This window comes from Mycobacterium sp. Marseille-P9652 (genome assembly GCF_902652685.1).
In the GTDB taxonomy this organism is placed as follows: Bacteria; Actinomycetota; Actinomycetes; order Mycobacteriales; family Mycobacteriaceae; genus Mycobacterium.
Genome location: NZ_CACRUY010000011.1, coordinates 61,451 through 85,833, shown reverse-complemented (window position 1 = coordinate 85,833; position 24,383 = coordinate 61,451). Strand labels below are relative to the sequence as shown.

General features: G+C 72.0%; 23 protein-coding genes. 8 read left to right on the top strand and 15 right to left on the bottom strand.

Annotated elements, in window-relative coordinates:
* Positions 1-40: 40 nt before the first annotated feature.
* Complete coding sequence (gene glmS, locus GPY60_RS09070) at positions 41-1,906, bottom strand: glutamine--fructose-6-phosphate transaminase (isomerizing) (protein ID WP_156687321.1); 1,866 nt, start codon at positions 1,904-1,906, stop codon at positions 41-43.
* 106 nt (positions 1,907-2,012) lie between these two features.
* On the opposite strand from glmS, the gene GPY60_RS09065 reads away from it, so the two are divergent.
* From GPY60_RS09065 to GPY60_RS09050, 4 genes are all read left to right on the top strand, one after another.
* Positions 2,013-2,450 (top strand): DUF2510 domain-containing protein, encoded by a 438-nt coding sequence (locus tag GPY60_RS09065; RefSeq protein WP_156687320.1) that lies wholly within the window; start codon positions 2,013-2,015, stop codon positions 2,448-2,450.
* 433 nt (positions 2,451-2,883) lie between these two features.
* Entirely contained in the window at positions 2,884-3,093 is a 210-nt protein-coding gene (locus GPY60_RS09060; protein ID WP_156687319.1) for an Rv1535 family protein, read from the top strand.
* 38 nt (positions 3,094-3,131) lie between these two features.
* On the top strand, positions 3,132-3,971 hold the full coding sequence (locus GPY60_RS09055) for a dienelactone hydrolase family protein (protein WP_156687318.1): 840 nt from the start codon (positions 3,132-3,134) through the stop codon (positions 3,969-3,971).
* A 46-nt stretch (positions 3,972-4,017) separates the two neighbouring features.
* Entirely contained in the window at positions 4,018-5,061 is a 1,044-nt protein-coding gene (locus GPY60_RS09050) for an LLM class F420-dependent oxidoreductase (protein WP_156687317.1), read from the top strand.
* A gap of 8 nt (positions 5,062-5,069) precedes the next feature.
* Here GPY60_RS09050 and GPY60_RS09045 read toward each other — a convergent pair whose 3' ends face one another.
* The 9 genes from GPY60_RS09045 to eccCa form a co-directional block, all read right to left on the bottom strand.
* Positions 5,070-6,455, bottom strand: coding sequence for a hypothetical protein (locus GPY60_RS09045; RefSeq protein WP_156687316.1), 1,386 nt, complete (start codon positions 6,453-6,455; stop codon positions 5,070-5,072).
* Positions 6,455-6,784, bottom strand: a complete 330-nt coding sequence (locus GPY60_RS09040) for a type VII secretion target (RefSeq protein WP_156687315.1) — start codon at positions 6,782-6,784, stop codon at positions 6,455-6,457. The genes GPY60_RS09045 and GPY60_RS09040 overlap by 1 nt, the downstream gene beginning before the upstream one ends.
* A 52-nt stretch (positions 6,785-6,836) precedes the next feature.
* Complete coding sequence (gene glmM, locus GPY60_RS09035; RefSeq protein WP_156687314.1) at positions 6,837-8,174, bottom strand: phosphoglucosamine mutase; 1,338 nt, start codon at positions 8,172-8,174, stop codon at positions 6,837-6,839.
* Between the two features lie 136 nt (positions 8,175-8,310).
* The gene (gene rpsI, locus GPY60_RS09030; protein WP_370462675.1) at positions 8,311-8,802 is read right to left on the bottom strand and encodes a 30S ribosomal protein S9; all 492 of its coding nucleotides are present in this window, start codon (positions 8,800-8,802) and stop codon (positions 8,311-8,313) included.
* The gene (rplM, locus tag GPY60_RS09025) at positions 8,799-9,242 is read right to left on the bottom strand and encodes a 50S ribosomal protein L13 (protein WP_156687313.1); all 444 of its coding nucleotides are present in this window, start codon (positions 9,240-9,242) and stop codon (positions 8,799-8,801) included. The genes rpsI and rplM overlap by 4 nt, the downstream gene beginning before the upstream one ends.
* 220 nt (positions 9,243-9,462) lie before the next feature.
* On the bottom strand, positions 9,463-9,759 hold the full coding sequence (locus GPY60_RS09020; RefSeq protein WP_156687312.1) for a WXG100 family type VII secretion target: 297 nt from the start codon (positions 9,757-9,759) through the stop codon (positions 9,463-9,465).
* A gap of 17 nt (positions 9,760-9,776) precedes the next feature.
* Positions 9,777-10,088 (bottom strand): WXG100 family type VII secretion target, encoded by a 312-nt coding sequence (locus tag GPY60_RS09015; RefSeq protein WP_156687311.1) that lies wholly within the window; start codon positions 10,086-10,088, stop codon positions 9,777-9,779.
* A gap of 48 nt (positions 10,089-10,136) precedes the next feature.
* Positions 10,137-11,351: a type VII secretion-associated protein gene (locus GPY60_RS09010; protein WP_156687310.1), complete on the bottom strand. Its 1,215-nt coding sequence runs from the start codon at positions 11,349-11,351 to the stop codon at positions 10,137-10,139.
* Positions 11,348-14,977, bottom strand: a complete 3,630-nt coding sequence (gene eccCa / locus GPY60_RS09005) for a type VII secretion protein EccCa (protein ID WP_156687309.1) — start codon at positions 14,975-14,977, stop codon at positions 11,348-11,350. Before eccCa ends, GPY60_RS09010 begins: the two co-directional genes overlap by 4 nt.
* Positions 14,978-15,100: 123 nt before the next feature.
* Here eccCa and eccD point away from each other — a divergent pair, with 123 nt between their 5' ends.
* Together eccD and mycP are read left to right on the top strand one after the other, a co-directional pair.
* Entirely contained in the window at positions 15,101-16,441 is a 1,341-nt protein-coding gene (gene eccD, locus GPY60_RS09000; RefSeq protein WP_370462674.1) for a type VII secretion integral membrane protein EccD, read from the top strand.
* Positions 16,438-17,706, top strand: a complete 1,269-nt coding sequence (mycP, locus tag GPY60_RS08995) for a type VII secretion-associated serine protease mycosin (protein WP_156687308.1) — start codon at positions 16,438-16,440, stop codon at positions 17,704-17,706. The genes eccD and mycP overlap by 4 nt, the downstream gene beginning before the upstream one ends.
* On the opposite strand, the gene eccB is transcribed toward mycP, so the two are convergent.
* The gene (gene eccB, locus GPY60_RS08990; RefSeq protein WP_156687307.1) at positions 17,671-19,014 is read right to left on the bottom strand and encodes a type VII secretion protein EccB; all 1,344 of its coding nucleotides are present in this window, start codon (positions 19,012-19,014) and stop codon (positions 17,671-17,673) included. The two genes, mycP and eccB, sit on opposite strands and share 36 nt — an antisense overlap.
* A gap of 166 nt (positions 19,015-19,180) precedes the next feature.
* On the opposite strand from eccB, the gene GPY60_RS08985 reads away from it, so the two are divergent.
* On the top strand, positions 19,181-20,035 hold the full coding sequence (locus tag GPY60_RS08985) for a cutinase family protein (protein ID WP_156687306.1): 855 nt from the start codon (positions 19,181-19,183) through the stop codon (positions 20,033-20,035).
* A 124-nt stretch (positions 20,036-20,159) separates the two neighbouring features.
* A complete protein-coding gene (locus GPY60_RS08980) occupies positions 20,160-20,723 on the top strand; it encodes a cutinase family protein (protein ID WP_156687363.1) in 564 nt (187 codons plus the stop codon).
* Between the two features lie 343 nt (positions 20,724-21,066).
* Here GPY60_RS08980 and truA read toward each other — a convergent pair whose 3' ends face one another.
* From truA to rpsD, 4 genes are all read right to left on the bottom strand, one after another.
* Entirely contained in the window at positions 21,067-21,951 is an 885-nt protein-coding gene (gene truA, locus GPY60_RS08975; protein WP_156687305.1) for a tRNA pseudouridine(38-40) synthase TruA, read from the bottom strand.
* Complete coding sequence (gene rplQ / locus GPY60_RS08970) at positions 21,917-22,588, bottom strand: 50S ribosomal protein L17 (protein WP_156687304.1); 672 nt, start codon at positions 22,586-22,588, stop codon at positions 21,917-21,919. Before rplQ ends, truA begins: the two co-directional genes overlap by 35 nt.
* Before the next feature lie 68 nt (positions 22,589-22,656).
* Complete coding sequence (locus GPY60_RS08965) at positions 22,657-23,700, bottom strand: DNA-directed RNA polymerase subunit alpha (protein WP_156687303.1); 1,044 nt, start codon at positions 23,698-23,700, stop codon at positions 22,657-22,659.
* A gap of 76 nt (positions 23,701-23,776) precedes the next feature.
* Positions 23,777-24,382: a 30S ribosomal protein S4 gene (gene rpsD, locus GPY60_RS08960; RefSeq protein WP_156687302.1), complete on the bottom strand. Its 606-nt coding sequence runs from the start codon at positions 24,380-24,382 to the stop codon at positions 23,777-23,779.
* Between the last annotated feature and the right edge of the window lies 1 nt (position 24,383).

Below are 24,383 nucleotides of genomic sequence, written 5' to 3'. Positions count from 1 at the left end.
CGCTCGGGGTCGTTGGGCGCCACGCGACGGGCGCGCCGGCCTATTCCACGGTGACCGACTTCGCCAGGTTGCGCGGCTTGTCGACGTCGTAGCCGCGGGCCTGAGCCACCGCCGCCGCGAACACCTGAAGCGGGATGGTCGACAGCAGCGGCTGCAAAAGTGTTGACACCGAGGGGATTTCGATCAGGTGGTCCGCGTAGGGCCGCACGGTGTCGTCGCCCTCCTCGGCGATGACGATGGTGATCGCCCCGCGGGCCTGGATCTCGCGAATGTTGGACAGCAGCTTGCCGTGCAACACGGCCGACCCCTTGGGCGAGGGCATCACCACGATGACCGGAAGGTCGTCCTCGATCAACGCGATCGGGCCGTGCTTGAGCTCACCGGCGGCGAAGCCCTCGGCGTGCATGTAGGCCAGTTCCTTGAGCTTCAGCGCGCCCTCCAGGGCGACGGGATAGCCCACGTGGCGGCCCAGGAACAGCACCGTCGAGGACTGCGCGAACCGGCGTGCCAGGTCGGCCACCGGCTCGATGCCCGCGATCACCCGGGCCACCAGGTCCGGCATCGCCTCCAGCTCGCGGTATTCGCGCTGCACCTCGTCGGGGTACTTCGTGCCGCGGGCCTGGGCCAGCGCGAGGCCGACGAGGTAGTTGGCGGTGATCTGCGCCAGGAACGTCTTGGTCGAGGCCACGCCGATCTCGGGCCCGGCGCGGGTGTAGAGCACCGCGTCGCACTCGCGCGGGATCTGCGAGCCGTTGGTGTTGCAGATGGCCAGCACCTTGGCCTTCTGCTCCTTGGCGTGGCGGACCGCCTCCAGGGTGTCGGCCGTCTCGCCGGACTGCGAGATGGCCACCACCAGCGTGCTGCGGTCCAGCACGGGGTCGCGGTACCGGAACTCGCTGGCCAGCTCCACCTCCACCGGCAGCCGCGTCCAGTGCTCGATCGCGTACTTGGCCAGCAGCCCCGAGTGATACGCCGTGCCACAGGCCACCACGAACACCTTGTCGACCTCGCGCAGCTCCTGGTCGGAGAGGCGTTGCTCGTCGAGGGTGATGCGGCCATTGGCGAAATGCCCCAGCAGGGTGTCGGCGACCGCGGCGGGCTGCTCGGCGATCTCCTTGAGCATGAAGTACTCGTAGCCGCCCTTTTCCGCGGCGGCCAGGTCCCAGTCGATGTGGAACTCGCGGTAGCTGACGTCGGCGTTGCCGTCGAAGTCGGTGATCCGGTAGCCGTCGGCGGTGATCACCACGGCCTGGTCCTGCCCGAGCTCGACGGCGTTGCGGGTGTGCGGGATGAACGCCGCCACGTCCGAGCCGACGAACATCTCCCCCTCGCCCACGCCGACCACCAGCGGCGTCGAGCGACGGGCGGCGACGATCATGCCGGGCTCGTCGGCGTTGGCGAACACCAGCGTGAAGTGGCCCTCGAGCCGGCGCAGCACGGCCAGCACCGACGCGGGGAAGTCACCGGCGTTCTCGCCGCGGTGGTATTCGCGCGCCACCAGGTGCACCGCGACCTCGGTGTCGGTGTCGCTGGCGAACTCGACACCCTGGGCCTCGAGCTCGTGGCGCAGCGGCGCGTAGTTCTCGATGATGCCGTTGTGGACGACCGCGATCTTGCCCGTGGCGTCGCGGTGGGGGTGTGCGTTGCGATCGGTGGGGCGCCCGTGGGTGGCCCAGCGGGTATGCCCGACGCCGGCGGTCCCCCGCTTCGACGCCGGCGGCATGGCCGCCACCGCCTCCTCCAGGTTCGACAGCCGGCCCGCGCGCCGGCACACCGTCAGCCCCCCGTGGCCGTCGGCCAGCGCCACCCCCGACGAGTCGTAGCCGCGGTACTCCATCCGGCGCAGCGCGTCCAAGACGACCTGGCAGGCAGGCTGCTGCCCGACATAGCCGACGATTCCGCACATTCTGACCAGGGTAGTGCAGCGGTTCCGCGCGGAAGCCCCGCCGAACGGGCGCGCCGGTAGGGTTGGCCTGCCCACCTGCGAGAACGGCCCCCCGAGAAAGGCTCCTGTGACCGATCCCTATCGCCGCTTTTCGGTCACGCTGTGCAAGCACACCGGCGCGGTGATCCTCTGGCACCACCAGCGCTACACGTTCACCGGGACCCTGGAGCAATGCGAGGCGGAGTACCGCCGCGCGCAAACCCACTGCCTGCTCGCGGGCTGGTGGAGCCTGGTGTCGGCCCTGGTGATGAACTGGGTGGCGCTGATCTCCAACTTCAGCGCGATCCGGGGCGTGCGCAGGCTGGCGGCGCAACCGCCCGGCGCGTACCCGGCCGCCCCGCAGGCCCGGATTCCACAGGCCGTCGGCCCGCAGGCCACGCCGCCGGCCGGGCCCCCGCCGCCGGGGTGGTACGGCGACCCGGCCGGACCGGGGCAGCGTTACTGGGACGGCATGCGGTGGACGCACTGGACGCATCCACCCTCTCCCGGGCCGTATCCGTCCTGATTTCTCCGCGATTCATACCGCCTTCATAAGGGCGATCGCATATTCACCTGATGTCTTTGTGGCGTTTTCGTTCACGTCGGTGTTCGAGCAGAGCGTCCGCTTAAACTTCGAATTGTCGGCTCAGGCTGGCAACTCCGTTGCCAGCGGAAAGGACACGGTGTTGACATCCGCCTGATCACGCAAGCATACGTTCTGCCGCGGTCGCGACTCGCCAATGACGCTGCGCATCAGCAATTTCAGTGGACAGGCGTTCGCCGCAGGACACGCAACCGCTCGTCAGCCACCAGACACCAGTACCGATACGGCAGCCGCCCGCAACTTCCAAGTAAATATTCGGGTTACGCAAAGTTAATAGTTCTCATTTCGAAGTAATTGCGCACGACGCGCCCGAATGGCTCCGAAATTCATCAGGGCCGTTTCACGAGGGGAAATCATGACCGCAGTCTTGTACGAAGAAGTGGTGACCATAACGGCGCCCGCTCCGGCCCAGCACCCGGCGCCCAGGCCGGCTGAGCGGCGCAGCCGTCAGCCCGTCGGCGGCGGCGACCCGTTGGTGGACGGGGCGGCCCGACTCCTGAGCATTCCGCTGCGCCAGCTCTACGCCGTGCTGTGGCGGGTCGGCCTGATCGAGGTCACGGCCTGACGCCGGGGCCATGCGCTGACGTCCGCTAACGTTTACGCGTGGCCCGCACCCGCAAGCTCGTCGCAACCCTGACTCGCCGCGGCCCGCACCGAGTCCTGCGCGGTGACCTGGCCTTTGCCGGTTTGCCGGGGGTGGTGTACACCCCGGAGGCCGGGCTCAATCTCCCCGCCGTCGCTTTCGGTCACGACTGGCTCACCGGTGCCGCGCGCTATTCGCGCCTGCTGGAGCACCTGGCCTCGTGGGGCATCGTGGCCGGTGCCCCCGACACGCAGCGCGGCCTCGCGCCGTCGGTGCTGAACTTCGCCTCCGACCTGGGCACCGCCTTGGACATCGTCTCGGGGGTGCGCCTGGGGCCGGGCAAGATCAGCGTCCACCCCGCCAAACTGGGCGTGGTCGGCCACGGTTTCGGCGGCTCGGCCGCCGTCTTCGCCGCGGCGGGCATGCCCACCAGGCTCGCCGCGGCGGCGGCGCTGTTCCCGACGGTGACCAGTCCACCGGCCCCGCAGCCGGCCGCCACGCTCAAGGTCCCGGGCCTCATCCTCACCGCACCGGGCGACGCCAAGGCGCTGAACGCGGACGCCCTCGCGCTGTCCCGGGCTTGGGATTCCGCGACGCTGCGCGTCGTCAGCAAGGCCGAGCCCGCCGGGCTCGTCGAAGGACGGCGTTTGACGTCCGTGCTGGGACTGGGCGGCCCGCATCGCAAGACCCAGCGGTCGGTGCGGGCGCTGCTGACCGGCTACCTGTTGTTCACGCTCGCAGGCGACAAGACCTATCGCGACTTTGCCGACCCCGAAGTGCAGCTGCCCAGGACGGAGGCGCTCGATCCCGAGGCGCAGCCGGTCGCACTCGAAGAGAAGATCGTCGCCCTGCTGAAGTGACGCGGTCGCAGGGCCCGCGATACCCACGGCGTGATAAGTGTCTTTGATGCGAATCGGGATCGCCCTCGACTATTCGGGCGGATTTCACGAAGGCGTCGACCGCGTCGTCGAATTGGAGAAGTCGGGCATCGAGGTCGCGGTCGTGGCGGAGGCCTATTCGTTCGACGCCGTCAGCCAGCTCGGCTATCTGGCCGCGAAGACCAACACCGTCGAGCTGGCCTCGGGCGTGTTCCCCCTCTACATCCGAACACCTTCGCTGCTCGCGATGACCGCCGCGGGCCTGGACTTCGTGTCCGACGGGCGCTTCCGGCTCGGGATCGGCACGTCTGGCCCCCAGGTGATCGAGGGCTTCCACGGCGTGCCGTTCGACGCCCCGCTGGGCCGCACCCGTGAGGTCGTGGAGATCTGCCGGATGGTGTGGCGGCGCGAGCGGGTGCAATACGCGGGCAAGCACTATCAGATCCCGTTGCCCGCGGACCGCGGAACGGGCCTGGGCAAGGCGCTGCAGCTCATCAATCACCCGGTCCGCGAACGCATTCCGATCACGATCGCGGCGCTGGGTCCCAAGAACGTCGAGCTGACCGCCGAGATCGCCGAGGGCTGGCAACCGGTGTTCTACCACCCGGAGATGGCCTCCTCTGTGTGGGGCGATGCGCTGGCCGCGGGCGCCGCGAAACGGGATCCGGCGCTCGGCCCGCTGGACGTCGTCGTTCACGCGTCCCTGGCCATCGGCGACGACGTCGACGAGCGGCTGGCCTGGGTCAAGCCGCAGCTGGCCCTGTACATCGGCGGCATGGGCGCCAAGGGCCGCAACTTCTATCACAACCTGGCGACCCGGTACGGGTTCGGTGAGGTCGCGGACCGGATCCAGGAGCTGTACCTGTCCGGCCGCAAGCAGGAGGCGATCGAGGCCGTGCCCGACGAGCTGGTGCGCGGGATCTCGCTCGTCGGCCCGCGCGGCCACGTCGCGGAGCGCCTGGCCGCCTTCGCCGAGTCGGGGGTGACGACGCTGCTGGTGAGCCCGGTGACCGCCGACCCGGCCGAGGGCGTGCGCTACGTCGAGGACGTGTTGCGGCTGCGCCCCACCTGACGCGGTCATCACCCGGCTTGCGGAAGCTGGTCGGCGGCGATCTGGCACGGCGTCGCCCCCTCGGGGACGGGCGGCGCCGGCGCCGCGGGCGCCGCAGACCCGGGAGCGGCGGGTGCGGCCGGCGCGGCGGGTCCGGCGGGCGGTTCCGGCGCCGCGTCCGGCGGCCCGAGCGTTCCGGCCGGCGGGCTCGCCGCGTCCACCGGCGGCGGGGCGTCGGCCGTCACGGCGTGATCGACCGGATCGGCCTCCTTGAGCGCGTCGTCCATTTCCGGTTGGTTGCGAGCCCCGGGTTTGGGGACCTCCTCGGGCTCGAAGGGGTCGTCAACCTCGTCAGAGGAGTCTTCGTCGAGGGGGTCCGCGCCGCCCACCCCGTCGGCCGCCGACACCGCCGACGACAACGCACCACCGATCGCGTCGACGATCCGGGCGGCCAACCCGGCAAGGCCCCCGACACCGTCCGCGCCGACGCCCGAGCCGCCTCCCGCGCCGGCGAGGCCGCCACCGGGGATGCCCGACGCGTCGCCGAGCGCGTCGGCCCACCCCTGCGGACCGGGCGCGGGCGCGACCGCTGTGCCGGGAGCGGGCACGACAGGCGCGGGGTCGGCGGGCGGCCCCGGCGGGGTCGCCGCGGCCGGTGCCCACTCCGCGGCCGGTGGCGGAACCGGTGCCGGGCCGGACGGGGGCGGCGGCCCGGCGAACGGCCTCAGGTCACCGGGCGATTCGAAGGTCGGCGCGGGTTCGGCGGCCATCCGGTCGATGACCATGTCGTACGAGGTCGCCACCCCCGCGGCCGTCGATCGCATCGTCGTCAGCCAGTCGTGGCGGATGTCCTCGTCGACGTAGGGGGCGACCTCCCGGCGAATCACCTCCTCGGCCGCCGCCCAGTCCCCCACGCCCGCGGTGACCGTGGCCGCGGCGGCCAGCCACCGCGGGCGTTGCACCCGCGTGCGCTCGTCGACGGATATCGCGGTGGCGACCTTGGAGTCCACGAGGTACCAGAGGTTGTCGCGCAGCGCTTCGCACCGCTGAGCCGCCGCGCGGAGCTCGGCGGCGACGGCGGCGCCGTCGTCGCAGTGCCGTCCCAGGAAGCGGACCGCGGCGTCGCCGCCGGCGCCCGTCCACGCCATCGCCAGCTCGGCGACCTGGGCCCGCTGGATTCGCAGCGCTTCGGTGACCGCCGAACCGGCCGCCCGCAGCTCGGCGCAGTCGCGGTCGAGCGTGCGCAGGTCGAGGCCGTCCTCGCTGTCGTACCAGTCGAGGACCTGCGAGGGGTGCGCCGTCAGGTCGGGGTGGCCGTAACCGAGCGCGTGGCAGGCCCGGACGTAGGCCTGGGTGTGGTCGACCGAGGCCTCGCCCTCGGCGAGGCGCTCGGCGACGTCCAAACGCTCGGCCATCAGGCGATCCGCGCCGCGGCGTACAGCTCCGCGTCCACATAGCGGTCGGCGCTGGCCCGCAGGGCCGCCGCGATGTCCGAACACGCCCGTGCCCACTCCGAGAGGGCCGTCGTCAGCCGCCCCAGCTCGGCGCGCAGCGCGTCGCCGCGGGCGGTGTGCGCACGGCCGGCGACGGCCCCGCCGAAGGTCAGCCTGGCCAGGTGCTCGTCGACGGCGCCGTCGATGAGCTCGGCGGCGGTGGTGAATTGGTCGGCGACGGCGCGCGTGGCCGACGGGTCGACCTGCGTGCGGGCGACTGCGGTGGGTCGTACTCCCCTGTCGAATCTCATGCCTGATCCGACGCCCGGCACCCCGCCGGGGTTCCCCGAAAAGGGTGAAGGATCAGCCCGCGCCGCTGACCGCGTCGGCGACCCGGGCGGCGACCCGGTGGGCGAGATCCTCTTCGGGCGCTTCCACCATGACGCGGATCATCGGCTCGGTGCCCGAGGGGCGCAGCAGGATCCGGCCGGTGTCGCCGAGTTCGGCCTCGGCCCGTTGGACCGCCGTCTGCACAGCGGGCGCCGCGGCGGCGGTCGCCTTGTCGGCGACCGCGACGTTGATGAGCACCTGCGGCAGCGACTGCATCACCGAGGCGAGGGCGGCAAGCGACGAGCCCGTCTGGACCATGCGCGTCATCAGCCGCAACCCGGTGACGATGCCGTCGCCGGTCGAGCCCAGCGTGGGCATCACGATGTGGCCGGACTGCTCCCCGCCGAGGCTGAAATCGCCCGCCCGCAACTCCTCGAGCACGTAGCGGTCGCCGACACCGGTCGTGCGGACCGAGATGCCGGCGGAGCGCATGGCCAGGTGCAGGCCGAGGTTGCTCATCACCGTGGTCACCAGGGTGTTCGCCACCAACTCGCCGGCCTCGCGCATGGCCAGCGCGAGCACGACCATGATCGCGTCGCCGTCGACCACGTTCCCGTCGGCGTCGATGGCCAGGCACCGGTCGGCGTCGCCGTCGTGCGCGAGGCCCAGGTCGGCGCGGTGGGCGATGACGGCGGCGCGCAGCGCCTCCAGGTGCGTCGAACCGCACTGGTCGTTGATGTTGAGCCCGTTGGGGTCGGCGTTGATCGCGATGACGCGCGCTCCCGCCGCGCGGTACGCGCGCGGCGCCACCGACGACGCGGCCCCGTGGGCGCAGTCGACGACGACGGTCAGGCCGTCGAGCCGCAGCGTGCTGACCTTGCCGACGTGGCGCAGGTAGCGGTCGGCCGCGTCCTCGGCGTCGATGACCCGGCCGATCCCCGCCCCGACCGGCCGCAGTCCCGGTCCGGCGGCGACGAGTTCCTCGATGCGGTCCTCGGTGTCGTCGTCCAGCTTGTGGCCGCCGGGACCGAAGATCTTGATGCCGTTGTCGGGCATCGGGTTGTGCGACGCCGAGATCATCACGCCGAAATCGGCGTCGTAGGCGCCGGTCAGGTAGGCCACCGCGGGGGTGGGCAGCACCCCGACCCGCAGCGCGTCGACGCCCTCGCTGGTCAGGCCCGCGATCACCGCGGCCTCCAGCATCTCGCCGCTCGCCCGGGGATCCCGGCCGATCACCGCCACCCGACGGCCGGGGCCGCCCGAACTGGTCAGGAGACGGGCCGCGGCGGCGCCGAGGGCCAGCGCCAGCTCGGCGGTCAACTCGCGGTTGGCGACGCCGCGGACGCCGTCGGTGCCGAATAGTCGACCCATGCGGACAAACCTCTCACAGTTGGCGGCCGTCTACCTAACGTGCCCGTTCCTTTCTGAGGCAAACCGGGCGCGTTTGCGCGCAGACACGCCGAAGACCGCGCATAACGATGCGGCGGTCTCGGCGTGAGCGGGCTGATCAGCGCTTGCTGTACTGCGGCGCCTTGCGCGCCTTCTTCAGGCCGTACTTCTTGCGCTCGGTGGCACGCGGGTCACGGGTGAGGAAGCCCGCCTTCTTCAGCGCGGGCCGGTCCTCCGGGAAGGCGAGAATCAGCGCCCGGGCGATGCCCAGCCGCAGCGCACCCGCCTGACCCGACGGGCCACCGCCGTGGAGGTGGGCGTAGATGTCGAAGCTCTCCACCCGGTCGACGGTCACCAGCGGGGCCTTGATGAGCTGCTGGTGCACCTTGTTCGGGAAGTAGCCCTCGAGGGTGCGTCCGTTGAGGTGGAACTTGCCGCTGCCGGGCACCAGGCGCACCCGCACCACGGCCTCCTTGCGGCGGCCGACGGTCTGGATGGGCCGTTCGAAGACGTAGGGCTCGCTGGCGGCGGGGGCCTCGGCCGGCGCCTGCTCGGCCTCGGTCGTTTCGGTGACCTCGGTGATCTCGGTCGCCTCGGTTGTGTCGGTCACTGCGCCACCTGCTTGATCTCGAACGGGACGGGCTGCTGCGCCGCGTGGGGGTGCTGCGGGCCGGCGTAGACGCGCAGCTTCTTCTGGATCTGGCGGCTCAGCTTGTTCTTGGGCAGCATGCCGACGATCGCCTTCTCCACGACGCGGTCGGGGTGCTTCTGCATGAGGTCGCCGATCGAGCGCTTGCGCAGGCCGCCGGGATACCCCGAGTGGCGGTAAGCCATCTTGTCGCGCAGTTTGTCGCCGGATAGGGCGACCTTGTCGGCGTTGATGACGATGACGAAGTCCCCGCCATCGACATTGGGTGCGAACGTCGGCTTGTGCTTGCCGCGCAGCAGGGTGGCCGCCGCGACGGCAAGGCGGCCAAGCACCACGTCCGTGGCGTCGATGACGTACCACGACCTCGTGGTGTCACCAGCCTTGGGAGCATAGGTGGGCACAGCGCTTACCTTCTTCTCGTGGGTGGATCCCGGTTCGGGCCGGGTGCCGGTCAGGGCGGAAGCGGTAGGGCTGTCTCGGCGACCGACGTTGACCCGAGGCCCGGCGTACCGCACGCCAACGGAGCAGCTTACCGACCGGCGTCCCCGCTGGTCAAAACGACTGTGTGGTCCCAGCGGCTCTCCTCCACCGGGACCACACAGACGACCATGGGTGCGGGCGCTATCGGCCCCAGACGCCGGCCGCTCGCCGGTCGGCGTCTGCCACCTCGTCCGCGCCGTCGCGCACGGCGTGTCCGAGGCTGATGAGGATGTCGTTGAGCGCGGTCGCCGCCTGGTGCCAGGTGGCCTGCTCGACCTGGTACGCGGCGGCGGCCTCGCGAGTCCACAGCTGCTGCAGCGGGGCGATCCGCGACCTCAGGTCGTCGAGCGCGGCGTTGAACCGCGCCGAGGTGGTGTGGATCTCCTGGCGCACCGAGTACTCGATTTCGGCGAAGTCGTACGACAGCACGGGGTCCACGGCGGCGATCCCTTCCCTCACAGGTTTCCGGCGGCGGCGGAGATGTGCTGGGCGTGGTTGTGGGCGGCCTCGCGCAGCGTGGCCTCGTTCTGCCTGATCGTCTCGGCGATGGCGTGCAGCCCGTGGTAGAGCCGCAGCGACTCGGCGTTCCAGCGGTCCACCACCTCCTTGAAGCGTCCCGCCGCCGGGCCGCCCCACACGGAGGGCGGCACGCTGCCCACGCGGGCGATGAACGCCCGCAGCAGCGCACGGATTTCGTCGTTGCGGGCGTCGGTAGCGTCCGCGACCGACCGCATCAGGTCGAAGTCGGCGCTCAGCGCATTGGTCATACCTGTTCCGACCGCGGCGGCGGCCATTCGGTTCCATCGAATTTCTCCTCACCCGATCGCCCGCGCCGACCGCACCGCCCGCTCGCACGCCTCGCGGATGGCATCCTCGTTTCCCGGCCGGCTCTGGCAGCCGACGCTGATCCGGACGGGTCCGTCGACGAACACGCTCCACCGCACGTGATGGTGGGCGCGCAGCTCCCGGTAGGTCACCGCGGGCCGGCCAGCGGTTGTCTCCGTCGGGTTGAAGTCGACGAAGACGCCGGCGGCCTCCGCGTCGATCGCGCGCTTCAACCGCTCGGCGGTTTCGCTCAGAGTCTCCTCGCCGACCGGGGATTGCGTGAGGTGCAACGCGGCCTCCGCGTCGGACGGCGACGTGACCTGGACCCGCGCCGAACCGGGCCCGGCCACCACCCGTTGCGTGGGCCAGTCCCGCGGCACGGACAGCGCGACCCGCCCTTCGACGAGAACCGTCGTCGGCGCCGTCTCGACCGCGTCGACGGCCGCCACGTCGCGCGGGGCCGACGGGATCACGGCGTATACGCCCAGGGGACCGGCCGTCAGGAACATGGCGCAGGCCGCGAGCGCGGCGTGCCTCGGGACGCGTGACCGTGCGGGCGCCGCGGGCTCCGGTGGCTCGGGGAACGCGGAGCGCGCCAGCGCCGCCCATCGGGCGTCGTCGACGACGGCGACGGTCCGGCCCGCGCCGCGCGCCGCCCGGGCGATCGACGCCGCGAGCTCCGGCGCCCCGGCGACCCCGCAGGCCGCGTCGATCACCACGCTCGTTCCCGGCATGGCCCCGACGGCGCGGCCGACCTCCTCCGCAACCAGGTCGGGGGCTCCGCGCCGCGGAATGGCGATCACCTCGGGACCGGCCACCACCACCAACCGTTCCGCGATCTCGACCACCACGGTCACCCCGGGCTCGCCGTTCGACGCCCGCTTCAGCAGCTCGGATCGTGGTCGCGCCGCCACGTCGTCGGCCAGGGTGGCCGCGGCGGCCGTGACGGTGACGACCCGCGATGGCGGCCACCACGACGGGTGCACCACGACCACCCCGGTGCTGGGCGCGCAGCTCGCCGACCGGAGCGCGGCGCGCCACAGCGACCCGACGCCCACCGGGCGACCGCCCACCAAGGCCACGCGGTCGTCGATGCCGTCGAGGGCCGCACCGACCGCCTCTTCGTTCGCCGATCCGGTTGTCCCGCAACACAACCGACGGATCGTTCCGGGCCCGGCCTCTAGCACCGCGCGGTGCGCGGTCACGGCGGACTCCAGCCGACCTGGACCACCTGCTCGTCGCCGGGGCGGGTGCGGAGCACACCCCGGCCCGGCGGGAGCCGTGCGGGGCGAGCGGCTCCGAAGGGCACATGGCCGTCGGACCGGCAGCTCATCGTCAGCGCCGCGCAGCCGAGGTCGCGCAGGGCGGCGAGCAGTGGCTCGTACAGCGCGCGCTCGGACTCGCCGGCGCGACTCGCCACGACCACGTGCAATCCCACATCCCGTGCGTGGGGAAGGAACTCGGTGAGGGCGGCGAGTGGATTGCTCCCGGCGGCGACCAGGTCGTGGTCGTCGACGAGGAGATAGAGGTCCGGCCCGGACCACCACGACCTGGCGCGCAGTTGCGCCTGGTCGGCGTCGGGCGGGGGCAGGCGTCGCCGCAGGGTGTCCAGCACCGCGGGGAGCAGCGCCTCCAGCGCGGGCGGGGACGCGGCGTAGCCGCCGAGATGTTCCGTCTCGACGGTGCCCAGCAGGGAGCGGCGGAAGTCGACGATGATCAACCGAGCCTGCGCGGCGGTCTTCGTGCGGACGACCTCGCGGCACAGCGCCCGCAGCGTGGCGCTCTTTCCGCATTCGTTGTCGCCGAGGATCAGCAGGTGCGGAGTCCGCTCGAAATCTATTGCCACCGGGCGCAGTCGGCGTTCCTCGAGCCCGAGCAGGATCCGGGTGTCCGCGTGTGCGCCCGCAAGGTTGACCACGTCGTCGTGGTCGACGTGCGCGGGAAGCAAAGGTATCGGCGGGGCAGCCCGGGCGCCGAACGGTAGGCCTTCGGCCGGCCAGGCGATGACCATGTGGTGTCCGTCGCGGGACAGGCCGCGTCCGGGCCGGTCCGGGGGAACCTCCTGCGCCCGCTTGCGGTCGATGTCGGAGTCGGCGGGATCCCCCAGCCGCAGCTCGATGCGGGTGCCGATCTGATCCTTGAGCGACGGCCTGACCTCGGCCCACCGGGACGCCGACAGCACCACGTGGATGCCGAACGAAAGCCCCTGTGCCGCAATGGCACCGATCGACGCCTCATGCACCGGAAAGTCGTGGCGCAGGCCGGCCCAGCCGTCGATCACCAGGAAGACGTCGCCGAAGGGGTCCCCGGCCCGCGTCTGCCCGAACTCGCGGCGGTAGGAGTCGATCGAGCCGATGCCACGATCGGAGAACAGCGCCTCGCGGTCGCGCAGGAGCGACTCGATCTCGGCAATCGTCCGCGCCACGAGGCGCGGCTCGGCCCTCCCCGCGACCGCACCGACATGGGGCACCTCGCACAGCGACCTGAGCACCCCACCACCGAAGTCCAGGCAGTAGAACTGCACCCGGCCCGCGTCGTGCGTCGCGGCCAGCGCCGTGATCAGGGTCAGCAGCACCGTCGACTTGCCCGACCGGGGTGCGCCGACCACCGCGACATTGCCTGCCGCACCGGATAATTCGACCAGCAGCGGCGTGCGACGCTGCTGACGCGGGCGGTCGACGACCCCGATCGGAACGGTCAGGCCACCGAGCGTGGCGCCATCGAGCAACTCGCGCAACGCCGGGGACGGCCCCAGCGGCGGCAGCCACACCCGGTGCGCGGGCGGCCCGTGTCCGGACAGCCGGTCGAGGACCGCGTCCGCCAGGCTGCGATCGGACCGCCGGTCCGCCTCACGGGCGCGGGTCACGGTGCCGCACGGCAGCGTGCTGAACGGTCGGGCAACGGGATCCGCGGGATCCGCGCAATCCGAGGGCGGCGGATCGGCCGGCATCGGGCCGGAGACGAAGGCCGCCTGGAAGCGGATCAGCTCGCGCCCGCCCAGCCGCAGGAAGCCGGCGCCGGGCGCGTTCGGCAGCTCGTAGGCGTCGAGCGTGCCGAGCACGGTCCGGGAGTCCGCGGCGGACAGGGTCTTCAGGCACATCCGGTAGGACAGGTGCGCCTCGAGCCCGCGCAGCCTGCCCTCGTCGAGCCGCTGACTGGCCAGCAGGAGGTGCATGCCCAGCGACCGGCCCAGCCGGCCGATCGCGACGAACGTGTCGGCGAAGTCCGGGTGCCGGCTCAGCATCTCGGAGAACTCGTCGACGATGATCAGCAGGGTTGGCAACGCCGCCAAGCCGTTTCCCGCGCGGCGCGCCCGCTGGTAGGCCGCCGCGCTGCCGTGCCGGGCCCGCCGCAGCAGCTCCTGGCGGCGCTCGATCTCACCGGCCAGCGCGTCGCGCATCCGGGCGACCAGCGGCGCCTCGTCGGCCAGGTTGGTGATGACGGCGGCCACGTGCGGGGCGCGGGCGAAGTCGAGAAATGTTGCGCCCCCTTTGAAGTCGACGAGCAGCAGATTGAGCGCCTCCGGCGAGTGGCGCGTGATCATGCCCAGGGCGATGGCGCGCAGCAGTTCGGACTTTCCCGATCCGGTCGCGCCTATGCAGAGCCCGTGGGGGCCCATGCCGCCGTCGGCGGGCTCCCTGATGTCCAATTCGACAGTGGCGCCGTCCGCGGTGGTGCCGATGGGGACGCGCAGCCGGCCGGCGGCCCACAGCGCGGGCGGGTCGAAAAGGGAGAGATCGCCGAGCCCCACCAGGGTTGGCCACCGCAGGTCGCCGGCCGCGGCGCGAGCGCGGTGGCCGGCGAGCCGCCGCGCACAGGCCAGCGCGGAGGGGACGTCCAGCAAGTCCGGATCGGGCACCTCGACGAGCTCGCCGTCCCTGGTGATCGTCAACGGCGCACCGCTCGCCCGGACTTCGAGAATCGTTGCACCGCATACCCTTTCGGTGCGGTCATCGAGGTCGGCGAGGAGCACGACGTGCGCCGGCCCCACACCGGTCAGGGCGGCCCGCGCCTCCGCCAGGCTCGGGTAGACCATGCGCGCCGGACCGGCCGCGTCGGAATCGACCGGATGCTGGTTGTGCGGCAACCACTTCAGCCAGTCCCACTCGGCGCGGTTGCGGCCGGCGATCGCGCCGGCGATCAACACCTGGTCCGGCGGGTGCAGCACCGCAAGCTGGCAGATCACGGCGCACAGGAGCGCGCGGACCTCGGCCGCCCCGCCCTCGACCGTGACGACGGCGGCCCCGCGCAGGTCCATCGTCACCGGCCCGACGATCGTCGAGTGGGCGTCGAGGAAGCGGCGCACGGCCGCGACGGTCACCGGGTCGGCCGGCAGGTCCGCGGGGGCGACCAGTCTCGGGAACAGTGGGCGGGGGCCGACGCCGACGCGCGCCCGGCAGAAGTCGGGTTCGGTCGCGCGCCGCTCCCACATCCGCGGGCCGCCGGTCAACGCCCACAGGGTGTCGGGGTCCGGGTCTCGGTGATACAACGAGTCGCTCTGTGCCGCAGTGGCTTCCGTCACCGTCAGTCGTAATCGGTCGAGGTAGTCGAGATACTCGGCGCGGTCGCCGTCGACACCGCCCGGCCGCCCGCGGCGACCCGCGACCAATGCCCCCACCATGGAGGCAACCGTCACGGCCGGGAAGGCCAGGAACGTGGGGCTGCGCGTCATCGCGGACCCCGAGAACCAGGCCGCGGCCATGACGCCCATGGCCGCCACCGTCATGACGACCGGCAGCAGGCGGATCAGCGCGCGAGGCGAGTCCGGCGAGGGCGGCGCCTCGAGGACGATCTCGGCCGCCGATGCGCCCGGCACGAGTCCTTGAGTCATGTCCGCCTCCCAACCGTGCGGTGACGGTAGGCACGCCGGCATGACGGTGCAATTCACCTGTGGACAGCCGGATATGGCGGCGCCGAAAGCCGGTTAGGTTCCGGGTGAACGAAGGGGGTCGAATTGCGCGTATCCGACATGGCGGCGCGCCGGGTGTCCGTGCACGCGGACTCCGCGGTGGTGGACGCGGTCCTGCCCGGGGCGGTCCCGGTCGCCGTCATCATCCCGTCCGTCGTAGACATGCTGCGCGCCGTCGGCGGCTTCGGTGCCCACCAGGTGGGGCGCTATCAGCTGTCCCGGCTGGGCGATCCGGCGATGGACGCCGCGACGACATTGTCCGACAACGAGATCCGGGACGGCGACATCCTGGTGCTCGCCCCCGGGCCCGCCCCGCAAGCCGTCCCACGGCACCACGACCCGGCCGGCGCGGTGTCCGCGACGCTCGCGGGCGTGGCCCGGCCGTGGGGCAGCGCCCAGTCGCGGCTCGCCCGCGCCACCGCGGCGGCGTGCCTGACCGGTGTCGGTGGCATGGTGCTGGGGCTGAACGCGCTGAGCCACAACGCGATTACCGCGGCCATCGCGGCGGCGGCCGCGACCGCTGCCCTGCTCGGCGCGGCGATCGCGCAGCGGTCATGCCGAGACCGGGCGGCCGCGCTCGCGCTGAACATCCTTGCCGTCCTGTTCGCCGCGGTCGCCGGAGTTCTCGCCGTGCCGGGACCGCCCGATGTCGCCCACTCGGCGCTTGCCGCGTCGGCGGCCGCCGCCACCGCGGTTCTGGCGACGCTCGCGGGCGGCCGCGGTGGCGTCACGCTCAGCGCCGTCGCGTGCCTGTCGGTCATCGTCGCGGCCGCGACGCTGGCGGGCGCGATCACCGGCGCCCCGTTGCGCACGATCGCGTCGGTGTCCACGCTCGCGTGCCTCGGCCTGCTCGGGGCGGCGGGCCGGGTATCGATCATGCTGGCCGGTCTGTCGCCGCGCCTGGACGCCGGGAGCGTCGGGCCCGGCGTGCACGCCGCGGCGCGGCGCGCCGACCGCTGGCTCACCGTCCTGCTCGCGGCCTTCGGCGCGTCAGCCGCCGCCGCGGCCGTCGCCACCGTTCTCGCCGGCGCCCCGTGCCTGAGCTGCATCGCCTTCGGTGTCCTCACCGGGGCGCTTCTGCTTCTCCGGTCCCGCGGCGCGGACATCAGGCGCGCCGTCGTGTTCGTCGTGGGCGGAACCGCCGTCATCGCAACGACATTCGCGGTGTCTGCCGCACATGCCACCGATCGTGGACCGTTAGTCGCCGCCGCGACCGCGGTGCTGGCCGCCGCCGCGATGGGCCTGGGGTTCGTTGCCCCGACGACGTCACCGCTCGCCGGCCGAGCGGCCGAGGTGCTGGAGTGGTCGGCCTTGGTCGCGACGGTGCCGTTGACCTTCGAAATTTGCGGAATCTACGCCGCCGTGCGCGGATTCGGCCCGCCGTGACAGCGACGCGCGCCGTGCGGCTCGTGATCGTCACGGCCGTCGCGGCGCTGTCGCAGTGCACAACGCCGGTGGCGCAGGCGGTTTCGCCGCCCGCGATCGACGACCGATGGCTGCCCCGGCCCGCCGCGCCGGCGCCGCCATGGCCGACAGTGCAGCGCGAGGCGTGCGCCCCGTTGCCGGCCGACGCGCCACCGGCCGGCAACGGGGTCGCCGGTTCCCCCGACCTGTCGCGCGCCTGGCAACTCACCCGCGGCGCCGGGCAAAGGGTGGCGGTGATCGACACGGGCGTCGCCCGGCATCGCGGGTTGCCCGATGTGGTGGCCGGCGGCGATTTCGTGTCGACCGGCGACGGCACGCAGGATTGCGACGCGCACGGAACGCTGGTCGCCGGCGTCATCGCCGCGACCGCGCCCGACGCGACCGTGCTGAGCATCCGCCAGTCCAGCGCGAGATTCGCCCCGGCCAGCGACCCGTCCCACACCGGGGTCGGCGACGTCGACACCCTGGCGAAGGCGGTCCGGACGGCGGCCGACCTCGGCGCCTCGGTGATCAACATCTCGACGGTGGCGTGCGCCGCGGCCGGCTTGGACGACCGCGCGTTGGGAGCGGCGCTGGCCTACGCCGTCGACGTCAAGAACGCGGTCGTGGTGGCGCCGGCCGGCAACACGGCCGGCAACGCCGGCGGCTCCGCGCCGTGCCCGCCCCAGCGGCCGGGCGCCACCTGGGACACGGTCACGGTCGCGGTCAGCCCGGCCTGGTACGACGACTACGTGCTGACGGTGGGATCCGTCGGCGCGGACGGCACCCCGTCGGCCTTCACCCTGGCCGGCCCCTGGGTGGACGTCGCCGCCCCCGGGGAGGGGGTCACGCCGCTCGGCTCGCCGCCGGTGTCCGGCACCAGTTACGCCGCACCCGTGGTGAGCGGACTGGCGGCGCTGATCCGTGCCCGCCTCCCCGCCCTGACGGCCCGCCAGGTGATACGGCGCATCGAGTCCACGGCCCACCGCGCGACCACCGGGCGCGATCCGCTGGTCGGTCACGGCACCGTCGACGCCGTGGCCGCGGTCAGCACCGGGTCGCCGCCACCCGCCGCCACGTCCACGCCGGCGCCCGTGCCGATCACCACACCGGCACCGCCCGGCCCCCGGGGCCCCGGGTCCCGGCGCGTCGCCCTGCGGGGCGCGGGCGTCTGCCTCCTGGTGCTGCTGGCCTGCTCAGGCGCCCGTCGATTACGGCGGCACCCCGCCGGCGTCGCGCGCGACTGACGCGCCCTGCCTGCTCAGTTCCGGCCCGGACGGCAGGGCGGCGATCACCGGCCAGGGCGCGGGCAGCGGCGCCGGCAGGCCCAGGTCGCGCGCGTCCTCGTCGTCGCGGACCGCGAACCGCACCCCGGTGTCGATGATGAGGAAGCGGATCCCGCCCGCGCGGACGTAGGCGCTGCGGCCGGGTGGCAGGTAGACGGCGTCGAGCGCCGGGCCCCGCCCGTCGGCCTGCGCCAGCGCGACGGGGGCCTGGCCCGGCTGCAGCGGCGGTTCGCCACCCGCCAGCAACGTGACACCCGATGGGCCCCACGCGGCACAGACGACGCCGCCCGCCCGCGCCGGCATGGGTGGGCGGTCGGGGAAGGTCCCGACCGGCAACCAGTCGACCGTCGGAATGGCCCGAATCGCATCCGGCGCCACCGTGGTCGCGCCGGCGGTGCCCCGCGAGTCGCTGAAGCGCAGGATGTCGGCCGCCACCTGGCCGATGCGCTGGACGCCCCCGGTCAGCACGGCGTAATACTCGTCGCCGTCGGCCCGGGCGATGCGCAGCACGCTCCCTGCCGCGAACCCCGGCAAACCGGCGACCGGGCGCCCCGCGTCTCGCACGCGAGGCGCCGCGATCGCGGGCGCCTCGGGAACGGCGTCGAGCAACGACTGCGACACCGGCCTCGGCGCCCTGCCCTCGAGCCGCAGGGCCCGCACCACCGAGTGGTCGGCCAGGTCCACGACGGCCCGCAGCCCGTTGTAGAGCAGATAGGTGGGCGAGCCCGACACCGGCGCGACCAGCACGCCCGCGTCGGGAGCCAGGACCCCGGCCGGCGAACCGACGGCCGGGGCGGCGACCACCGTCGTCACCCCGTCTGCGTCACAGATCGTCCACACAGACTCGCCCCCGGACAGCGGGGCACCGAGGAACTCCGGTGCGCCGGGGATGCCGAGCAGCGGTCCGCGCCTCGTACGGGCCAGGTCCGACCCGCGCACCGGCCGTGGGTTCAGGTCGGCCCCGGCGATCAACCGCGCCGAGGCAATGTTCGGCACTGGGTGCCAGGTGTCGCCCACCCGCACGTACAGCGCGCCGGATTCTCGCGTCATCACGAGCCGCTCCTGCGCGAACGCCGGATGCGGGCGCAGCACGGCCAGCAGCGCGCAGCCCGCCGCGGCGAGGGCGGCGACCAGGTACCCGAACGCCAGGGCCGCCGAGCGCCCCCGCACGGGCGCGCTCGCGTCTCCGGTCAGCAACGCCGCCTCCAGGCGACGCAGCAGGAACCGGTAGCCCGAGACCTGCAGCCAAACGGACGGCGGACGCGGCACGGACCCCCCTGATCTGCTGATCTTTCGCCCACGGTAGGGCGCTGCCCGCTGGGCCGGCACCGCTTATCCACAGGTCAGCGAATTTTCGGTCCCCGCCACCTGCGGTTAAGATCTCGGGGTGACTCTTCAGCGGACACGTGGCCCACGGGGGGGCCCTCGAGAGGGTATGGCGCGGTCAGCCGGTCGTTGGGTCGGCCTGACGAGCGCCGCGTTCGCCGCCGCCGCCCTCGTCACCCCCGTCGCGGCACCAACGGCCTCGGCCGACGACTGCCCGAACGTCGAGGTCATCTTCGCGCGCGGCACCAACGAGCCGCCCGGCCTCGGGCGGGTCGGGGACGCGTTCGTCGACTCCCTGCGCCAGCAGGCCCCGGGCCTGAACATCCTGCCGTACGGGGTGAACTACGCCGCCAGCAAGCTGCAGCTGCACGGCGGCGACGGCGCCAACGACACCATCGACCGCGTCAAGAAGAGCGTCGAGAAGTGCCCGAACACCAAGATCGTGCTGGGCGGCTACTCACAGGGCGCATCGGTGATGGACATCGTGGCCGGCGTGCCCATTGGAGGCATCAACTGGGGCAACTCGCTCCCGCCGCAGTACGCCAGCAACATCGCGGCCGTCGCCACCTTCGGTGACGTCGCCGACCGCGCCGGCGGCACCCTGCCCACGCAGAGCGCGCTGCTCGGCGCCAACGCGATCGACCTGTGCAACCCACAAGACCCGATCTGCCACGCGGGTCAGGGCAACGAGTGGACCGGGCACACCGAGGGATACGTCCCCGTCTACACCACCGAGGCGGCCAAGTTCGTCGCGTCCAAGCTGCTGGCCGGCTCCGGCCAGCAGGTGCCCGGATACGGACCGCAAACGCCGGCGTACGCCCCGCAGATGCCCGGCACCGGTCCGCAGACGCCGGGTAATGGCCCCCAAAACCCGGGTTATGCACCGCAGACGCCCGGCAGCGGCCCCACGGTGCCCGCACCCAACGTGCCCAGCACGCCCGCGCCGCAGGCTCCGCTGGTCTAAATCGTTACCGCCGCTTGATCATTCGCGTATCAAGGGCCCATAGCCTCGTGGTGTGAGGCTGATCCGGCTGGGGCTGGCCGCCGCGCTGCTCGTGGCGGTGGCGCTGTTCGTCGTCCCCAAGTTGATGCCGCTGGCCTCGGCGTCGTGCCCCGACGTCGAGGTGGTGTTCGCGCGCGGAACCGACGAGCCGCCCGGCGTCGGAAAGGTCGGTCAGGCGTTCGTCAGCTCGCTGCGCCAGAACACCCGCAAGAGCGTGGGTTCGTATGCGGTCAACTACCCGGCGAGCAAGGATTTCCTGGCCGCCACCGACGGGGCGAACGACGCGAGCAACCACGTGCAGCAGATGGCCCGCAACTGCCCGAACACCAAGGAGGTGCTGGGCGGCTACTCGCAGGGCGCGGCCGTCGTCGACATCGTCACCGCGTCACCGCTTCCCGGCCTCGGCTTCCGCCAGCCCCTGCCCGCCGACGCCGCCGACCACGTGGCCGCCGTCGCCCTCTTCGGCAATCCGTCCACCCGCGCGGGCGGGCTGATGAGCGCCCTGACCCCGAACTTCGACGGGAAGACCATCGACCTGTGCAACACGGGCGACCCGATCTGCTCGAACGGCACGCAGTGGAGCGCGCACCTCGGCTACGTCCCCGGGTTGACGAACCAGGCCGCGAAGTTCGTCGCTGGCAAGGTCTAGTCGTCGCTGGCCCCCACTGAAGCAACTGTCCCGGTTCGCGGGTTCCGCCGTAGCAGTCGCGGTAGCGGACGTGGCCGATCAGCAACTGCGACACGGTTTTAGTCGTGGACCAGTTCGCTCATCGCCAACTCCTGACCGGTCAGATTCGATATCGCCGGCGCTATCGCATTCGACAAACACCCCACACCCCAGAGAGCCCCCGGGGAGTCTCCAGGTGCATAGGTGCCTTCGGATACCGATATCACCGGTGATATCGCATCCGAGATTCAGAGTGTTGCGACCCGAAGCGGTGGTGGTGTTGCGACGCAACGTAGGCGCGGCGCACGCAACCAGGCCTGACCGATCACCGCGAAGGGGGGCGCGTCCGCAGGTCGCGGGTGATCAGATTCCGCGCTTCCAGTTGGTCGTCGGGCGGATAGTCGACGGCCACCAGCGTCAAACCGTGCGCCGGCGCGGCCGCGAAATCGCTGGAACGTTCCGTGGCCGAGAGCAACTCGCGGCACCACGACGGGGGTCGCCGGTGTTCGCCGACCGCCAGGAGCGCGCCGACAAGTGACCGCACCATCGACCAGCAGAACGCGTCGGCGCTGACGTGCGCGGTGACGAGGTGGCCGTCGCGCGACCAGTCGAGCCGCTGCAGCTCGCGAATCGTGGTGGCGCCCTCGCGCTGGCGGCAGAACGCCGCGAAGTCGTGCAGCCCCAACAGGTCTCGCGACGCGGAATTCATCGCCTCGACGTCCAGGCCACGCGGCCAGGCGGTGACGTAGCGCGCCTGCTGCGGCAGCGCGCCGAACGGGGCCGTCGACAGCCGATACACGTAATGCCGCCGCAACGCCGAGAAGCGCGCATCGAAACCCGCTGCAGCGCGCGCGATTTCGGTGACCCGGACGTCGGTGGGCAAAAACCGGCCGAGCCGGCGGATCAGCGGCGGGAATTCGGGGTCACCGGCGCGCGCCGAGCGCGACTGGGCGTTCGCCAACGCGTCTGCGGGCACATCCACGTGGGCCACCTGCCCGGTGGCGTGCACGCCGGCGTCAGTGCGTCCGGCCGCGCGCAGGTGCACCGGCGTGCGGAACACCGTCGTCAGCGCCTCGTCGAGGACGCCGGCGACGGTGCGCTGCCCGGACTGGACCGCCCAGCCCGCGAAATCGGTTCCGTCGTAGGCGATGTCGAGCCGCAGACGGACGACGTCGTTAACTCTCGTCAGCCTCGTCGGACTCGGCGGCACGCTCGGCGTCGGCCCGGGCCTCCATGGCCTTGTCGTGCTGCTCTTCGGCCTTCGCCTGGGCCTCGGTCACCCCACCGTCAGCCGGTTCCGGGGCGTCCTCGACCGCGGCCTGCGGGGCCGCCGCCCCCGCCTCGGGGGCGGCGTCCGCCGACTCGTCGAGCGCCGTGTCGTCCACCGCTTCGGGCTCGACCGCGGCCTGCGGCGCCGCGGCCGCAGCCTCGGGCGCGGCCTTCTTGGAGGCCTTGACCCGACGCGCCCGATCCGCCTCGGCCGTCACGGTCTTCTCCCGCACCAGTTCGATCACGGCCATGGGGGCGTTGTCGCCCTTGCGCGGCTCGACCTTGATGATGCGGGTGTAACCCCCGTTGCGGTCGGAGTAGAACGGCCCGATCTCCGCGAAAAGGGCGTGCACCACGTCCTTGTCGCGGATCTTCTTCATGACCTCGCGGCGGTTGTGCAGCGTGCCCTTCTTCGCGTGCGTGATCAGCTTTTCGGCATACGGCCGCAGCGCGCGCGCCTTCGGCTCGGTCGTCTTGATCCGGCCGTGCTCGAACAACGAGGTGGCCAGGTTGGCCAGCAGGGCCTTCTGGTGCGACGACGACCCGCCGAGACGGGGCCCCTTGGTGGGCTTGGGCATTGCACTATCTCCTCAGTGGGGCCGACCCCCGTATCAGGTAGGGCCGGGACGGACTTCTGTTACGACTTTTAGAGCTGTTCGGTTTCCGCGTAGTCCTGGTCGTCGTAGGCGCCCTCGGTGGACCAGGTGCCGGTCGCGACGTCGTACCCCGCAACCTCCGACGGGTCGAAGGTGGCCGGGCTGTCCTTCAGCGACAGGCCCAGCTGGTGCAGCTTGACCTTCACCTCGTCGATGGACTTCTGACCGAAGTTGCGGATGTCGAGCAGGTCGGACTCCGTGCGGGAGACGAGCTCGCCGACGGTGTGCACGCCCTCGCGCTTGAGGCAGTTGTAGGAGCGCACGGTCAGGTCCAGGTCGTCGATCGGCAAGGCGAACGACGCGATGTGGTCGGCCTCGGCGGGCGACGGCCCGATCTCGATGCCCTCGGCCTCGACGTTGAGTTCCCTTGCAAGCCCGAACAATTCGACCAGCGTCTTGCCGGCCGAGGCGAGCGCGTCGCGGGGCGTGATCGAGCTCTTGGTCTCGACGTCCAGGATCAGCTTGTCGAAGTCGGTGCGCTGCTCGACACGGGTGGCCTCGACCTTGTAGGTGACCTTGAGCACCGGCGAGTAGATGGAATCGACCGGGATGCGGCCGATTTCGGCGCCGGAGGCCCGGTTCTGCACGGCCGGGACGTAGCCGCGGCCGCGCTCGACGACGAGCTCGACCTCGAGCTTGCCCTTGTCGTTCAGCGTCGCGATGTGCATGTCGGGGTTGTGCACGGTGACGCCGGCGGGCGGCACGATGTCGCCCGCGGTGACCTGGCCCGGGCCCTGCTTGCGCAGGTACATGGTGACCGGCTCGTCCTCCTCGGAGGACACGACGAGGCCCTTGAGGTTGAGGATGATGTCGGTGACGTCTTCCTTGACGCCGGGCACGGTGGTGAATTCGTGCAGCACACCGTCGATGCGGATGCTGGTGACGGCCGCGCCGGGGATCGACGACAGCAGCGTGCGGCGCAGCGAATTGCCAAGGGTGTAGCCGAATCCCGGCTCCAGCGGTTCGATGACGAACTGGGACCGGCTGTCGGTCAACACCTCTTCGGACAGGGTGGGTCGCTGAGAGATCAGCATGGTGTTTCTTCTTCTCCTTCTCGGCACCCGCTATTTGATGCCGTTGGGCCCAGCGCCGGGTTCGGCGCGGGGAGTCTTACTTCGAGTAGAACTCGACGATCAGCTGCTCGGTGAGCGGCACGTCGATCTGCGCCCGCTCGGGCAGCTGGTGGACGAGGATGCGCTGGCGCTCCCCGACGACCTGCAGCCAACTCGGGATCGGGCGGTCGCCCGCCGTCTCGCGGGCGATCTGAAACGGCACAGTGTTCAGCGAGCCGTCGCGCACGTCGATGATGTCGTACTGCGACACCCGGTAGCTCGGGACGTCGACCTTCACGCCGTTGACCGCGAAGTGGCCGTGGCTGACGAGCTGGCGGGCCATGCGGCGGGTGCGCGCCAGGCCGGCGCGGTACACGACGTTGTCCAGCCGGCTCTCCAGGATGCGCAGCAGCTCCTCACCGGTCTTGCCGGGCTGGCGCACGGCCTCCTCGTAGTAGCGGCGGAACTGCTTCTCCATGACGCCGTAGGTGAAGCGCGCCTTCTGCTTCTCCTGCAGCTGCAGCAGGTATTCGCTCTCCTTGATCCGCGCGCGGCCGTGCTGGCCGGGCGGGTAGGGACGCTTCTCGAACGCCTGGTCGCCGCCGATGAGGTCGGTGCGCAGGCGGCGCGACTTGCGGGTGATGGGTCCGGTGTAACGAGCCATG